The sequence below is a fragment of the Prosthecobacter gellanilyticus genome (assembly GCF_007992435.1).
In the GTDB taxonomy this organism is placed as follows: Bacteria; Verrucomicrobiota; Verrucomicrobiia; order Verrucomicrobiales; family Verrucomicrobiaceae; genus Prosthecobacter; species Prosthecobacter gellanilyticus.
In genome coordinates, this window is sequence record NZ_BKAG01000016.1 from 138,005 (window position 1) to 153,777 (window position 15,773).

A 15,773-nucleotide genomic window follows, 5' to 3' on the forward strand; every position below is an offset into this window, starting at 1 on the left:
TCTCTTGATTGGATCAACCGAAGAGGGCTGTGACGGGCTTGCCTTTGTCGGTGACGGTGAAGGGGCGCTTCGAGGGGGAGTAGAGGACCGCATCAAGCGGGAGGCCGAGCGCGTAACCCACCGTAGCGTTGAGATCAGGGACGTTGACGGCGTTCTCAGCCACCTTGTGACCCATTTCATCCGTGGCGCCGTAGACCTGGCCGCCGCGGATGCCGCCACCGGCGAGGACGCAGCTGAAGCCGGCGGGATGGTGATCGCGTCCGTCGTTCTGATTGATCTCCGGCGTGCGGCCGAACTCGGTGGCAAGCACCACCATCGTCTCATTCAGCATGCCGCGGGAGTCGAGGTCCTGAAGCAGGGTGCTGAGGGCAGCATCGAGCTCATCGGTGAGCTCAGGCACGCGGGTGAAGTTGGCGTTGTGGGTGTCCCAGCTGCCGAAGGTGACTTCGACGAAGCGGACACCGTGCTCGACGAGGCGGCGTGCGAGGAGGCAGCCCTGGCCGAAGCGGTCGCGGCCATACTTGTCACGCAGTTTGTTATCCTCGGCATCGAGATCGAAGGCCTTGAGTTCCTCGCTCTTCATCATCTTGATGGCGTCGTCATACATGTCACTGTAGGCGCGCACGTTCTTGACGTTGTAGGTCTCGGCAAACTTGGCATCCAGGCCCTTCGCGACCTGCAGGCGGTTCATCATGCGGTCCTCGGTAAACCAGGCATTCGGGCGCACGTTGGCGATGCCGCTCTCCGGATCGTTGATCATGAGCGGGGCGAACTTGGCCTCAAAGAAGCCTGCGCCTGGATGGCGGCTGTCATTGCCGATCATGACGCTGCCGGGGAGTGTGGGATTGCCACGGCCCTGGAATTTCTCAAGCCAGGCGCCCATGGAGGGGTGCTTGATGCTGCTGCGCTGGGTGTAGCTGGTGTGCTGATAGTACTGGCCCTGCTCATGCGCGCCCTGGGTGGAGGTCATGCCGCGAACGATGGCGATCTTGTTCGCCTGACGGGCCATGAGAGGGAGGTTTTCGCTGAGGCGGATGCCATCGACATTGGTGTTGATGGTCTTCGTGAGGCCCATGACCTCGGCGTTGTCCGGCTTTGGATCCCAGGTGTCCAGATGGCTCATGCCGCCGGTCATGTAGAGGTAGATCACATTACGTGCCGTGGGCACCTGCTTCAGCGGGCTGGTGTTCTCACCCGGGATGGCCAAGGCCTTGCCGCCGCCGAGCTGGCTCAGGGCGGTGACGCCGAGGAAGGACTGCGCAGCCTTGGTGACAAAGACGCGGCGTGAGAGATCGTGAGAAAGGGCCATGGGGGGTGTGTGGTCGGCGCTGTTAACGAACGGTTTGGGGCCAGTTTTCACAAATCTTAACCACTCTGCCTCTCAGCCGGATTTTACATAGGCGAGGCCGATTGAAGCCATCGCCGCTCCGTGGCTCATTTGAACTCCAGATCCGGCGGGAAATTGCGGATGAGGTCGTCATCGGTGTAAGGGAGCTTGTCCGGGCCCTCGTAGATGAGCTGGAAGGCGCAGCCGCTGCTGGAAATGACATGCAGGTGAATGCCGGGGGCATCAGGCTTCGGGCGGAAGGTATTCGTGGCGAGGGCTGGGTGCTCTTTGGGCACGAGGGCGAGCTCCTTGCGGTTCTTGCCGGCGAGCTGCTCGCGGATCTCCTCCCAGGTGCCGCCATCAGGCAGGCTGCGCACGCTGGTCCAGTAGTCGATCAGCATCTGGCCCACGACCTGGGTCTGCTGCTCGGGGGTGAGGTCGGGTTTCAGAAGCTCGTTCAGCGGGCCGTCGGGCAAACCGGCGAGCGGATCAGGCTCGGGCAATCCGGCCTTCAGCACCGGATCGGAGGGATCGAGCTTGTAGCTCTGCTTGCCGAACAAACTTTGAATATCGGCCCACAGACCGCTGATGCCGCCGCCCTTGCCCATGATGAGGCCAAAGAGCACTGCCAGCAGCAGGGCGAGGCCGAAAAGGATGGGACGGAGGAAGCGCTTCATGCCGGGGAAAGCATCCGCACAGGAAACTGCGCGGAGCACATCACATCATGCAGGCTTCATGAAGCCGAGGTCCGCATCGAAGTTGATGATGTTCGGGAACACATCGCGGATCTGGGAGTCACTGAGGCCAAACCACTTCGCCATGGTGGCGGCGTATTGATCCACACTTGTGGTAGGGATCCAGTTGCCACGACCGGTGTTCAGCGGATGGCCAGCAAGATTGATGTCAGGATCTGGGAAGGAGCCGTAGACCTTCTGGCCGACCAAGTCGCCGCCCATAACGATATGGTGAGAGCCCCAGCCATGGTCAGAACCACGGCCGTTGGAGTCATAGGTGCGGTTGAAATCGCTGGCGGTGAAGCTCGTCACGGAATTGCCCATGCCGATGGTTTCAAGACCGTCCTGGAAGCCTTTCATGGCAGCACTGACTCCGCCGAGCAGGTTCGCATGATCGTCAAGCTGCGGGCCGTGGGTATCAAAGCCGCCGGTGGCCACAAAGAAGATCTGGCGCGTGATGCCGAGAGGCCCCTGGGCCTGGATCATCTTCGCCACCGTACGCAATTGCTCGCCCAGGCCCGAGTTCGGGATCGTGGGGAAATTGGAAGTGCCCGCCAGCGCCGCATTGATGGTGTCAGCCTCGATGATGGACTTGTTGGAGAGATCCGCGAAGGCATCCTCCATGAGGTTCGCATACTCGGCATTCAGCACATTGCGGAAGGCCGTGTAGCGCGTCACATCCTGCGAGCTGCTCCCCTGCCCCAGACGGAACACAGGCGTGCCTCCCGGACCTGGACGGAAGGGCAGCATGGTCTTGCCGACCTGGAAGAAGTTGTTGCCGTTCAGCGAGACGAGCATGGACACCGAGGTACGCTGCTGCGTGCCGACCAAAGCTTCCGCCATGCGCGCGCCCCAACCCGTCTGGTTGTAAGCCGCGTTCATCGTGCTGGCGGAGGTCTGCCACTGCATCTGCTGGTCGCTATGGGAGAAAAGGTTCTCCGGAATCGCTGGGGTACGGTTGCGGTAGTCGTTCATCGTCGCCGGAGCGATGAGCGTGCCCACATTGGTGATCAGCGCGGCCTTGCCGACATTGTAGAGATCACGAATGCCCGTCATGCGCGGATGGATGCCGAGCTGGAGGCCATTGTCGTTCAGTGTGTTCAGCGCCAGGATCTGGTTCTGCGGAATGGTCAGCACGGAGCGCGCCGCCGCATACTTCGCATGCGCGCTGCTTTCACGTGGCATCACCTCGTTGTTGGCATCATTGCCGCCGTAAAGGAACACGCAGACGATGGCCTTGTAAGGCGTGCCGGGTGCCAGCACATCCGCCGCCTGCGCATTCATATGGCGCAGCGTGAGGATGGTGTTCAGCAGGCAGGTCGTGGACATCGCCGAGCAGGCACTGCCGCCCAGGAAATTCCGGCGGGTGAGCAGAGTGGGCATTTCAGGGGCGTTCATGAGAATCAAGAAAAGGTCTAACCACGAATGAACAAAAGGATTATCTCTCCATCGCAAACTCAGGCGATGCAGTGAGAAGCTGGAGCATGACCCGGATACCCGTGCTCGAGTTCGTGGGATAAGTTGTGTGGATGCTGAGCAACGAAGCGCGCAGGCTGGCGGACATCGGCCGGCCGAGGAAGAGGGTCTCGATCTTCGTCATCAGCGCCTCTGGAGTGCTCCAGAGGCTGGTGAGCGGAGCGAGGTCCAGCGTGATACGGCTGCTGGCATTGGTGTAGAAGCCGTTGCTCACACCTTCAAAGAAGTAGTTCGCGGTGTCCGTGACGGTGAGCTCAGTGGTGATCTCAAACTCCGGCGAGACAAAGCCCGCATCCAGCACGGGGCCGGGCGGCGAGTAGTCGGGATGGAAGAAGTTAAACACCGTGGGTGCCTGCATGGGCCACTGGCCGATCTCATCGATGGCATTCCACATGAAGTAGCGGCCCAGCTGCGGCGGGTTGCTGCTCGGTGCCTTGCCAAAGGCGCGCATCACACGGGCCAGACGTATCATCGGCTCGCTCATCTTGCCGGAGGCCGGAGTGGCACCGATGGTGCGCGCTTCCGTGTCCAGCAGGATGGCTTTCACAACCGCGCACAGATCACCGCGCACACCTTTGCCATTGTCATCCCACACCTTGGAGACACGGAAGACATAAGCCGGGCTCGGATTGCTGGAGACCAGACGCTGGATGAGCAGTTTGGAGAGGAAAGGACCCACGTTTGGATGCGCGGCGAACACGTCCATGCAGCGGCGGATGTCCTGGATGGCGGTCTGTCCGGCTGGCACCGTGGCACCGCCGACGATCACTTTCTGGCCGCGGTCATGATATTCCTCAAAGGACATCATGGCGTTGATCTCATCCGGCCAGCTCGTCCAGGTGAAGCTGCGGGAGTTCGCATAAGTCCAGCCCGTGAAGGCGCGGGCCAGCTCGCGGATCTCATCCTGACCATAGGTCGGGATCGTGTCGCCAGCACTGTCACGCTTGAAGGTGCCGTCCTTGTTCAGATGCGTGAGGCCGATGCTGAAGAGCTGCATGATCTCACGCGCATAGTTTTCATCCGGCTTCGTCTTCGTGCTGCGCACCATGGTGAGCCAGGTGCCCATGATCGGGTTCAGCGTGATTTCCTCGATCAACTGACGGTAGTTGCGACCTGGGGCCACGGACTTCACCAGCAAGTCATAGTAGTTCGTGCAACCGCGTGGGTAGTTGCGCAGCGCCGAACCAGATCTGTCGGAAATCACCAGGATCTCGCTCAAGGCAAGAGCGACTCGTTGACGAAGCTGATCAGGCGAAGTCATCGCCAGTGTCCACCAGCTGTAGAGACGGTCTTCAGTATTGAGCGGCGTGCTTGTGGTGGGCATCACCGCCCCAGGAAGGCCCAGTGTGTTCGCCATCTTCGAGAGATCCAGCAGCTTCTGCTGCGCGCCTTCAAAGAGAGCCATGCGATCCACATGATCCAGGTGGCTGCTCACCGGCATGGCCAGTTGCTCATCGATCCACTTCGAGAAGCCCATCTGCTTCACCTTCGCGATTTCGGTTTCACTCGGACCAAAGGTGGCCTGCTTGAGGAAGCGCGCAGCTTCAATGTCCGTGATCGTGACAGGCTGTGTCCAGGCGGTGGTCGAATGCGCAGCACTGGTATCAGCAGGATAGGTTGGGTTTGTGTTCGCAGCCACCGCCACGGTCACACGCCGTGTGGCAACCACACTCTGGTTGCCGGATTTGTCCGTGACGACATAACGCAGGATGTAGGTGCCAGGCGTGGAGGGATTCACCGTGCCCTCGACACGCACTGAGCCGGAGACATCACCATCGATGCCATCCAGCGCGCTGAAGCCTGGATCGGTAAACACACCGCCGACATTGATGGTGACGTCATTGCCGCCAGTAAGAGTGACCACCGGAGGCGCTTTGTCCGCCAGTTGGAACGGAGAAAGGAAGGCGCCATCGATCACCTCAAACGAGGTCTTGCCAGGAGTGAGCCAGGCGAGCGCAAGGTGATCCCGCCAGCCACTCTCCTTGTAACGAATCTCAATGTAGTAGCTCTGGCCCTTCGTCAGCGAAACAGGGCGTGAGAGCTGGTAGTCCGGGAACTTGCGCCACTCATAGAAGTCCACGGCCGCAGGCACGAAGCAGAGCAGTTCCTTCTTATCAGGTGTGCGGTCGGTGCTGAGGTAGACCTCGCTCCACTCATCGGAAGCCAGATTGAAGCGATACACACCCGTCACCGGGGCATGCACATAGCCACGGATCAGAGTTCCGTAGTTGTCACCCACGTTGGAAGGGATCTCCGTGCTGCGGAGCTGATAGCGCTCATCAGGACTGTTCGGGAACTTGGCGTTTTTGGTTAGGTCGGTGACCCAGCTTCCGGTGATGTTCTTGAAAACTTCCGCGAGGATGGTGCCCGTGCCAGCCGCCAGTGCCGGGGAGATCGTCACGCTGGTGGTGGCCGAGCGGGAGTTCTTGCCATCGGTGGCAGCGAGCTGGATCTGATAAGTGCCAGCCGCAGGGAACTCCACACCGGAGGTGATGGATGTCGGCGCATCAAAGATCGCGCCGGCAGGGCCGCTCACCACGGTCCAGCGATAAGCCAGCGCCTGCGGTCCGGGAATATAGTCCATCGCGGTACCGTGCACGGTGTAGCGTGCCTTCGGCCAGTAGCCAGTTTGAGGATCACCGGCGCGCACGCTCATCTCGGCGTCGAAGACCTCCGCTGTCACGCCATCTGGCGGACTCAGCAGCACCCCTGGGATGATCTGAGCCTGCGCATCTGTCTGCGAGGCAAGGCGGTAAGCGACTCCGAGGTAGTCATCTCCATTGCCTTCCTTGTGCAGCACCTGGACGTAGTAGCGCTTGCCTGGGACCAGGTGAATGGAAGCCGACTTCTGATTCACATTCGCACTCCAGTAATAGCGGCCTGTGGCCGAAGGTGCATAACAAATTTTAGTGGCACCTGCGGTAGCCTCGCCTGTGGAGTTCAGCCAGAGCTCGCTCTGATCATCACTGGCGATGAGGAAGACATAATCACCCTCGATCGGCACCTGCAGGAAGCCACTCAGACGCTGGCCGTAGTAGTCGCCCCAGTTCGTGGGCGTCTCCAGGTTCTGCATGATGTCACGAAAGCTCGGCTTGTTCTCTTTATAGGCCGTGGCGTTGGTGAGATCCGTGATGTAGTAGCCGCCGAGATTCGTCCAGACTTCACGCAGCAGGCCGCCTGCTTTCGGAGCCAGCGGATTCTGCACGGTCACCAGCAAGGAGTCCGTGGCCGTGTTCACGCCGTCCGTGGTGGTCATCTTGATCTCATAGACACCGGGACCCGTGAACTTGGCGATCGCCACGGGGCTGGTGGCATTGTCAAAGCTCACCTTCGTCGAGGTGCTGCTCCATTTATAGGTCAATGCCTGCGGGCCTTGATTCAAATCATACACCAGCGCGGCAATGGCGATCTGACTTTGCGGCCAGAGCAGCGTGCGGTCGCTGCCCAGCGCCACGGTGATCTCAGGATTGAAGACCGGCGCGGCATGATCAGGTGTGAGGAATCCACGGGACACAGGCTCGCGCCCGTTGGTGGCAAGGCCGCTCATCGCGAGCGAGACGTGATCGTTGCCATCACGCTCTTTGTGCAGGATCTGGATGGGATACGCCACGTTTGCCTGAAGCTCCACCTCAGCGGATTTTTGCTCCGGATGATCATCATACATGCGCGGCTGATGGCCTTCATGGTCCAGGAAGGCGATGCGGCGCAGACCGAGGCTGTCCTTGAGATCAATCTGGAAGTCAGAAGCGTGGTCAGAGGCGATCCAGAAGGTGTAGCGCCCGGCAGTCGGCACCGTGAGGAAGCCCTTCAAACGCTGGCCATAGTAGTCAGCCCAGTTGCGCGGAGGCTCGGCGCCGGGGATGAGGTCTTCAAAATGCGGATAGGCGAGCTGTGGATCATAGGTCGTCAGGTCCGGGAGAGTGCCGCCTTCCACATCCAGCCACACGGAGCGCGTCAGCGAGCCCGTGTTCGGTGAGAAAGCCTTGTTCACGGTGATCGTCACCGTGTCCTTGCTGATGTGCGTGCCTTCTGTGATCGTCAGCTCGAAAACATAGGTGCCGATGGCAGAGAGAACCGCATCACTGGTTAGGGCATTCGGAGTCAGGAGGGTGGACTTCGGGCCTGAGAGCTGCTTCCAGGAAGGCACGTTCGCGGCGGAGCTGCTGCGGACCTGGATGACCTTGCCCGTGAGCTGCACGCGGTCATGCGGCCACCAGTAGGTGCGGTCACGACCTGCGGCAGCATAGAAGGCCATGTCCTTGTCAAAGGCTGGCACCTTCTGGCTCGGCTCCACGAAGCTGCCCTCGATGACCTTCGGCAGTTTGTCGCCCTCGCAGGCCCAGGCCACGGCGAAGTGATCACTGTTCCAGATCTCACGATGCACGAGCTCGATGAAGTAACGACCACCGGGCTTCAAGGCCACCGGGGCGGAGGTCTGCGTGGCATCACGTGTCCATTCTTCCACACCCGTCGTGCGGGTGGTGTTGCAAACCTTGCGCAGATTGGCCGGATTCGTGTCCGTGCTGATGGAGAACTCGGCCTCTTCATCGCCAGACACATAGAAGACGTAGTTCACATCTGCGGCACCGCCTGCAGGCACATTCAGGATGCCCGTGACGCGTGTGAGATACTTGTCCGCCCAGCTCGTGTTCTGGCGCAGATCCGGGATGGTATCGACGATATCAGGCGTGTTCGGGAAAGCCGGGTCTGCCTTGGCCAGCGCCAGTGTGGCGTAGTTCTTGTCCCACCAGATCTGGCGAGTCAGAGAGCCCACGTTCGCATTGATCGGATTCACCACTTTCACGGTGATGTCATCCGTGCTGGTGTTGTTCGTCGTGGTCACCGCATAGCGCAGCACATAGGTGCCCACTTTGGGAAAGGTCACCAAGGACTGTGCCTTGTCTGCAGCGGAGAAGAGCGCCGCGCCAGGACCGCTGACCATCGTCCAAAGACGTGCCGGAGTATCACTGCCGGAATTTCTACGCGACTCATAGGCGCTGAGGTTCAGCGTGTTGCGCGGCCAGTAGATCGTGGCATCACGACCTGCGAAGAGATAGAAGTCCTGCGTCAGCTTAAACTCCTGTGCGGCGGCCACGGCAGCAGCAAGATCGGCCGGAGGCGCCAGGAACTCGGTGCTGATCTCGCTCATGTAATCCTGACCCGGCTGCTGCCACATGACGGTGCAGTGATCCGTGCCCCAGTCTTCCTTGTGCAGGATCTCAAAAGCATACTTCTGGCCGGCGGTGAGATTGACCATCACGCTGGCTTGCGTCGCTTGATCGGAGAAGTTTCCCACGACCACGGACTTGTTCAGCGAGGTCAGCAGTTGCAGGTTCGCCGGAGAGGAGTTCGTGCTCAGGCGGAACTCAGCCGTTTCATTCGCCGCCATGAAGAAGCGATAGCTGCCCGTGACTGGCACCAGCAGAAGACCGCGGACGCGCTCGCCATACTGATCCGCGATGGAGGTCGTGGAAGTCAGGGAGGTCACCATGCGATGCGCCATGGGGTGCTTCGGATAGTGCGTGCTGTTTGTCAGGCCGGTCAGTGCCGTGCCGCTAATGCCGAACCAATATTCTGTCAAAGCCTTGCCTGCATCCGCAGCCAGCGGGGGTGAGATGGTCACCGTCAGATCATCCGAGCCTGTGTTGCTGCCCACGGTGCCGGTCGCGCGGAACACATAGGTCCCAGTGCCGGGGAGCGTGATCTGCGTGGAGGCCAGCGTGGGAGCTGCAATGGTGGCCGTCTTGCCGCTGACCTGCGTCCACTTGACGGAGGGCGTCACATTGCCGTCGGCCACATTCAGCGCCTGCGCCATGGCCTGCACCGTGTAGTTCGGCGCATATTGGACCTGGGTTTTGCCAGCCTCGACCACGATGCCAGTTGGCGCGGTGGCAGGGACTTCAAAGGGAGTCAGGTTTGCCCCAGGGATGACCACGGGCGGACCGGCAGGCGAGGTGGCCCAGGCCACGGCGAGATGGTCGCCGCCATACCCTTCCTTCGCCTGCGCTTCTATATAATAGCGCTGTCCGGCCACGAGGGCGATCTCCGCCGACTTTTGAGAGGCATACTTCGTCCACTGCTGGGGATTCGTGGCGTTTGCAGACGAACCAATTTTAACTTTGTTGGCCGGAGAATCGGTCGTGCTCAGCCACAGCTCGAAACCGTCATCACCACTGACCCAGAAGGTGTAGTTGCCCGAGGTCGTCGGAGTCAGGAAGGCCCGCATGCGCACGCCATAGCGCTCCGCCCAGTTCACCGGAGCCACGAAATTCGCATCCACCACGCGCAGCACGGGACTGGTAGGATAGTTCTCCGAAAGGGTCAGGTCCGCGATCGCGCCGCCCTCCAAATTGGTCCAGACCTCGCGCAGTACGCCAGAGGTCTGGGCCTGGGAAGCCGTCGCGAGCGTCATCAAAACGCCGCCAAGGAGAGAGAGAGGCTTGTTCATGCCGGAAGTTAAATGCAGCAAATTGTAATATAATTTTTAGAAAACGAGAAGGATAATGTCATCCTTTTTCGTCACAACTTCGGCTCTCTTAATGACATACAACTGTCAGCCATCGATAAACAATAAGTAATAAAGTCGTAAGGTCAGACCCGACCCTATTTTGGAATTTATCATCACAAACCGCGTCGCAGCCCCCGCCGGGATGAAGGATGAGATCACAGAACTGCACTTTCCCCTACCCGTGGCGAGGTGGGTCTGCTACAAAACCGGACTTTTCTCGCATGACTCGGACTCGGTGGTTGATCGCAGGGCTCTGGCTGCTGGCCTTTTGGCTGGCGGCGGCCCTGGTCGTCGCGCCGAAGCTGCAGAGAGATCTGGAGGCGGCGGCTCATGCGGCCACCCGGGATCTGCCCACCGGCTATCAGGCGCCTGAGGTCAGGGTGGCTGGCCTGGAGGCGACCGTCAGCGGCCGGGTGCGCCAGCACGCGCAACGGGCGGAGATTCTGGCCACAGTGAAGGAGAAGGTCCGCGCCGAAGGTCCGCTGGGGGGTGACCTGAATCCCATCCAAAAGGTCCATGATGCCCTCGAAGTAGTCCCCTACCCTCCCGGCTGGCTCATGATCGCCGCGAATGGAACCCGCGGGCAATTGCTGGGTGAGGCGGCCACCGAATACGAGGCCCGGGATCTGGGCACCCTGCTCGGTCAGAAGTGGAGTGAGAAGGGCGGGTATCTGGACAATCGCATCAAGCCCAACCCCGGGCTCTACGACGAGTCTCTGACCGCACAGACGACCACCCTGGCCCGCCTGCCCCTGCCCCGCACGGATGTGAGCGGAGACAGCGCGCAGATCCAGCTGGCCCGCATCGGCGGTGACTGGCAGCGCTTGGTGCTGGATGCGAAGGACGAAAGCTTGCGAGAAAAAGTCATCGCGATGGGGATCGAACCTTCTGACTGGGAGAAGTCCATCCAGCCTGCCCTGCAAAACGTGCGGAACTACCAGTCGAACCAACGAGCGATAGCAGCCGAGGCGGAGCGCCAGGCCAAGCTGCCGCCGCCGCATCTCTTCCTCGCGGCCCGTGACAAGCGTCTGCTCGTCCGTGGCGAGGTGGCCACACTGGCACTCAAGCGCGAGCTGCTGAATGCGCTCATCGATGTCTTTCCCGAATGGCGGGTGCTGGATGATGTGCGCGTGAATGCGCAGCGCCGCGCCGTGGCGGACTTTGGTCCCATCAGCGAGGCACTGCTGCCCTCCGAGACGAACGAGGACCTGCGGCTTGCAGGCAAATCACTCGTTCTCGGCCTGCCAGGAGCGGCTTGGAAAAAAGTGGACTTTGAAGTCGGGGGAGAAGCGCAGCCCTGGAAGGACCTGCTGCCCAAAGACCTGCCACCCGCGATGCTCCAGGATGACAGCCGCATGGTGGTGGAATGGCTGCAAGGCAGCGCCAAAGGCATCCCCAAACTGCCTGTCAGGCTCCAGCCGAGCTTCATCACGCTCACCTTGCTCCCTGACAAAGTCATCCTCGCCGGACAACTCGCTGAAGAGCCTGCACGGACGCAGATCATCGAAAGCGCGCGCCAGAAGTATGCTGGCCGGGCCGTGGTGATGGCGGAGTCCCTGCTGGCCCGCGGCACCTGTGAGCCCAGCGGCGACCTACAGCAGACTTTGCGCAGCTTTCCTGATCTGCCTGAGATGGGCAGCCAGGGCGTGATCGCCTTCAGCAGGCCGGGGCAGGCCTGGAAAAGCATCCCCGCGAGCGAGAAGCTGCTGGAGCCTGGCGCCGTGGCTGCCAGCGGCTTGCTGCCGCAGGAGTTTCCAGCAGCGATGGCGGAGGACACCTTCCTGGACGGATTCGATCACCTGCGCCACCACTGGAAGAGCCTGACGACTGCCCCCCCACCGGCCCCGGCCACCCAGCCGCCTGAATCACGAACCGGGAACAGCAAACCCAATACTGCGAACTGAACCGATGGAAGGCTTTCTCTGGCTCGTCACCCAAATGACCCTGCTGCTCACCGGAGCCGCGGTGATATTCTTCTGGTTAGGCTGGCGCTGGCGCGCGCAGGATGCGCGGAAGCTGGAAACGGCGCTGAACACACGCATCGATGCCGAGACATCCACCGCACGCTCGGCCCAGGAGGACCGGGACGCCGCACGCATGAAGGATCATCTGCATCTGGCCACGCAGACAAAGCTTGAATCCGATTTGCTGGAAGCCAACGATCATCGCCGCAATCTCGAGCGCGAGCTCATCCGCGTGCATGACGATCTGAAGATCGCCAAACGGGATGCGGATCAGCGCGCGGAGGATGCCACCACCGCGAAAGCAGAGCTGGTGCCCGTGCAAAACGAGGTCACCAAGCTATCCTCAGAACTCAGCCAGGCGCAGCGAGACAAGGCGCGCCTTGAGAAAGAGATCACCGAGCTTCGCGCGCGGCCTGTCGTGGTGGAAACGGCTCCAGTTCAAACGACGGTCGCTCCAACAACAGAGACCGAGGCATCCGAGCCTGCACCTGTCACCAAGCCGAAGCGAGCTCGCAAGACACCTGCCGAACCGAAGCCGAAAGCCCCCAAGGAGACGAAGAAGAGCAGCAAGGCTGTTGTCGATGCTCAAACCACCCTGGCCAGGCTGGAAACCGATCTCAACGCCAAACAAACATTGCTCAATGCCGTGAAGCAGGAGCAGGAGGAGTGGCAGCGCCGTGTGGCGACTTTGCGTGAGAAGGGCAAGGATCCCGCAGGACTCGGCCTGGCGCAGAAGAGCCTGGCGCGAGCCGAGTCAGATGTCAGCGTGGCCGCAAATGCCGTGGCGCATCTCCAGCATCAGCAGACGGCTCTGCGCCACAGCCTGGAGCAGGCGGCCACCATCACCCAGGACGATGACCTGACGCAGATCAAAGGCATCAAGGCCGTGCTCAAGGATCAGCTTCACGTCTTCGGCGTGCGCAGCTTTCAACAGATCGCGGCGTGGTCCGATGACGATGTGGAGGCTTTCAGCGAGCTTCTGGCCTTCAAAGACCGTGCAAAACGCGATGAATGGGTGAAGCAAGCCCAGGAGCTGATTTCGAAGGCACCCGGACAGACAAATTCCTGACAAGGCGCGCCGCTTTTCGGTGCTTCAGGTTTCGATTTGTCATTCCATCGCACCCCACCCTTGCGAGTCGGTAATCACAGCCTAGTCTCGACCTCGTGATCGCCATTGCCACGGCCAGTCAAAAAGGAGGAGTCGGCAAAACCACCCTCTGCATCAACCTTTCCTATTCCCTCGCCAAGCGCGGGTGGTCGACGCTGCTTGTCGACACCGACCCGCAAGGCGGTGTGGGCCTTTCCCTGGCACGCTCGACCCGGTCGAAGCTGGGGTTTTATGATTTCCTCTGCGGAGCGGAGCGTGACCTGAACCGTCTCGTGCTCGCCACGCGGCTTCCGGAACTGCAGATCCTGCCTGCGGGTCAGTATGATGCCGCAGCCCGGCGCGGCTGGGCTCCGCAGGATGTGCCGACTCGTCTCGCAGACCTGCTTCGCGCAGCGGAGCTCCGCGGAGTCGACTGCCTGATCATGGACACCGCCGCCGGTCTGAATGCCATGACCGAGTCCGTGGTGAAGGCCTGTGACCACGTCATCCTGCCGCAGCAGGCGGAGCCGCTGGCCGTGCGCAGCGTGCCGCACATGCTGGAGACGCTTTCCCGTTTCCGCAGTGAAGGCGCGGGCGTGAAGGTGGCGGGCATCCTCCTGACCATGGTCATGGGTGAGAGCAAGATCAGCCAGAAGGTGGTGAATGAACTGCGCACCCTGCTGCCGCCGGACATGATGTTCGAGCAGAACGTGCCACGCCTGAACTCCTTCCTCGAAGCCAGCGCCATGGGCGTGCCCGTGGCCCTTTTGAAACGCAACCCGCCTCCCGAGGCTCTGATTTTTGACCAGATCGCCGCTGAGATCGAGCAGCGCACCGGACTCGTCCAGGATCGCGAAGCCAGCCATTCCCATGCAAGTCTCCTGGATTGATGAAACCGACATGACGGCCCTGCTGGGACGTCTGCGAGATCCTGTGCCCTCCACCAAGGCAGACCAGGAGTTTGGCGATGCCGGCACACTCTTTGAGGAGCCTGCTGTCATCCAACCCGCTGCTGCGCCAGCTCCGCTGCCAGCGCCTGTGAGGGAAGAGGTCATGGAGACCAAGGCGGAAGCCCATCCTGATCTGGAAGACTTCCGTTCGCGCCTGCAGGCCATCCGCGAACGCGCGATGGGTGCGGGTCTGCTGCCACAGCCCGTGGCGCTGCCGCCTGAGGAGATCCATGATGAAGAGGACGAGCCTGAGGAGTATCATCCACCTGTAGTGGATGATACTCCTCAAGTCATCCCGCAGAGCACTGCCTGGCAGGCTTTTGAACCGCGCGGCAGCTCGGCCATGGAGCGGCTCGCAAGTTTCGCGGCTTGGGCCGAACCAAATCTTCGGGAAAGCGAGTTCTTCGTGATCGACGACCAGGGTGACATGCTCTGGGGAAGCTCCTCGCATCAGGAACTGGTGCTGACCATGGTGATGGCCTGGGTGGCGTCCTCCCGGATGAGCGCGGTGTTTGCCTTCAACCATGCGCCGCTGCTGCGCCGGGCCATGGCCAGTGGCGGGCATTTGCTCGCCATCCCCTGCCCCACCCGCCTTGGCCTTCTGCATCTGGCCGTCACCAGCGCGGAGCCGCTTTCTGACGATCATCTGCCGGAGCTTCGTCATGCGCTGATCGCGGCGATGGAAGCAGCCGAATGACACAAAAGCACCGGCTGTGAATCCATGTGAGTCTAAGAGCTTCTGATTTTTTTTCGTACCTGAATTATGTCCCCTCTCGATCTTCAGGTTAACGGTTACGCAGGAACTGATTTCAACCGCGACGGCCTCACCGCCGAAGCGCTCCATCATGCTTGTGAATGCCTTGTGGAGGACGGCTGTGACAGCATTCTGGCCACCTTCATCACGGACAGTATCGATGCGATGAGTGAGCGCATGAGCCGCCTGGTGGAACTGCGTGAGCAGGACAGCCTCGCGCAAAAGGTGATCGCCGGCATCCATATCGAAGGCCCCTTTACCAACCCCGAGAAGGGCTACGTGGGAGCGCACCCCCCGCAGCACGTCAAGCCAGCGACCCTGGAGGACGCCAAGCGCCTGCTGGACGCCGCCGGAGGCCTAACAAAAATCGTGACCCTGGCGCCGGAGTTCGACCAAAAATTTCACACCACGGAGTTCCTAGCCAACAATGGAGTCACCGTCTCCGCCGGGCATTGCAATCCGAGTCTGGAAGTCCTGCGCGCCTCCACCGAACATGGCCTGAGCATGTTCACCCATGTCGGCAATGGCTGCCCGATGACGATGCACCGTCATGACAACATCATCCAGCGCGCTTTGTCCCTGCGTGACAAACTCTGGCTCTGCTTCATCCCCGATGGTGTGCACATCGAGTTCTTCGCGCTGGTGAATTACCTCCGCACGGCCGGTCTGGAAAAGACCATCTTCGTCACCGACGCCATCTCAGCTTCCCGTCTCGGACCTGGCAAGTACACGCTCGCAGGCTGGGACATCGTGATCGGTGAAGATCTCGTGGCACGCAGCCCGGATGGCTCGCACTTCGTCGGCAGCACGGTCACCATTCCGCGCATCCTCACGAACGGCCAGCAACACCTCGGTCTGAGCAAGGCTGAGCTGCAGCTGCTGCTCGACACGAATCCCCGCAAGGCCGTCGGATTGACGTGAGTGGGAGACAGGTTAGCAGACGGTTTTACCACTAATGGACACTGATAAGCAC

The 15,773-nt window shown here is 60.9% G+C and carries 9 protein-coding genes; 5 read left to right on the forward strand and 4 right to left on the reverse strand.

Features of this window, described 5'->3' with window-relative positions; all coding sequences use genetic code 11:
• Window positions 1-13 precede the first annotated feature (13 nt).
• From BGE01nite_RS13070 to BGE01nite_RS13085, 4 genes are all read right to left on the reverse strand, one after another.
• On the reverse strand, window positions 14-1,309 hold the full coding sequence (locus BGE01nite_RS13070; protein ID WP_146850917.1) for a DUF1501 domain-containing protein: 1,296 nt from the start codon (window positions 1,307-1,309) through the stop codon (window positions 14-16).
• A gap of 125 nt (window positions 1,310-1,434) precedes the next feature.
• Entirely contained in the window at window positions 1,435-2,004 is a 570-nt protein-coding gene (locus tag BGE01nite_RS13075; protein WP_146850918.1) for a hypothetical protein, read from the reverse strand.
• Between the two features lie 45 nt (window positions 2,005-2,049).
• Complete coding sequence (locus BGE01nite_RS13080) at window positions 2,050-3,459, reverse strand: DUF1501 domain-containing protein (RefSeq protein WP_146850919.1); 1,410 nt, start codon at window positions 3,457-3,459, stop codon at window positions 2,050-2,052.
• Between the two features lie 40 nt (window positions 3,460-3,499).
• A complete protein-coding gene (locus tag BGE01nite_RS13085; RefSeq protein WP_146850920.1) occupies window positions 3,500-9,985 on the reverse strand; it encodes a DUF1800 family protein in 6,486 nt (2,161 codons plus the stop codon).
• A gap of 281 nt (window positions 9,986-10,266) precedes the next feature.
• Here BGE01nite_RS13085 and BGE01nite_RS13090 point away from each other — a divergent pair, with 281 nt between their 5' ends.
• From BGE01nite_RS13090 to BGE01nite_RS13110, 5 genes are all read left to right on the forward strand, one after another.
• Window positions 10,267-11,949 carry a hypothetical protein gene (locus tag BGE01nite_RS13090; protein WP_146850921.1) on the forward strand — a complete coding sequence of 561 codons (1,683 nt, stop codon included), beginning with the start codon at window positions 10,267-10,269 and terminating at the stop codon, window positions 11,947-11,949.
• 4 nt (window positions 11,950-11,953) lie between these two features.
• The gene (locus BGE01nite_RS13095) at window positions 11,954-13,078 is read left to right on the forward strand and encodes a hypothetical protein (RefSeq protein WP_146850922.1); all 1,125 of its coding nucleotides are present in this window, start codon (window positions 11,954-11,956) and stop codon (window positions 13,076-13,078) included.
• A 95-nt stretch (window positions 13,079-13,173) separates the two neighbouring features.
• Window positions 13,174-13,986: a ParA family protein gene (locus BGE01nite_RS13100; RefSeq protein WP_146850923.1), complete on the forward strand. Its 813-nt coding sequence runs from the start codon at window positions 13,174-13,176 to the stop codon at window positions 13,984-13,986.
• Window positions 13,967-14,743, forward strand: a complete 777-nt coding sequence (locus BGE01nite_RS13105) for a hypothetical protein (protein ID WP_146850924.1) — start codon at window positions 13,967-13,969, stop codon at window positions 14,741-14,743. Before BGE01nite_RS13100 ends, BGE01nite_RS13105 begins: the two co-directional genes overlap by 20 nt.
• Window positions 14,744-14,809: 66 nt before the next feature.
• Window positions 14,810-15,721: an N-acetylglucosamine-6-phosphate deacetylase gene (locus BGE01nite_RS13110; protein WP_146850925.1), complete on the forward strand. Its 912-nt coding sequence runs from the start codon at window positions 14,810-14,812 to the stop codon at window positions 15,719-15,721.
• Window positions 15,722-15,773: the final 52 nt, after the last annotated feature.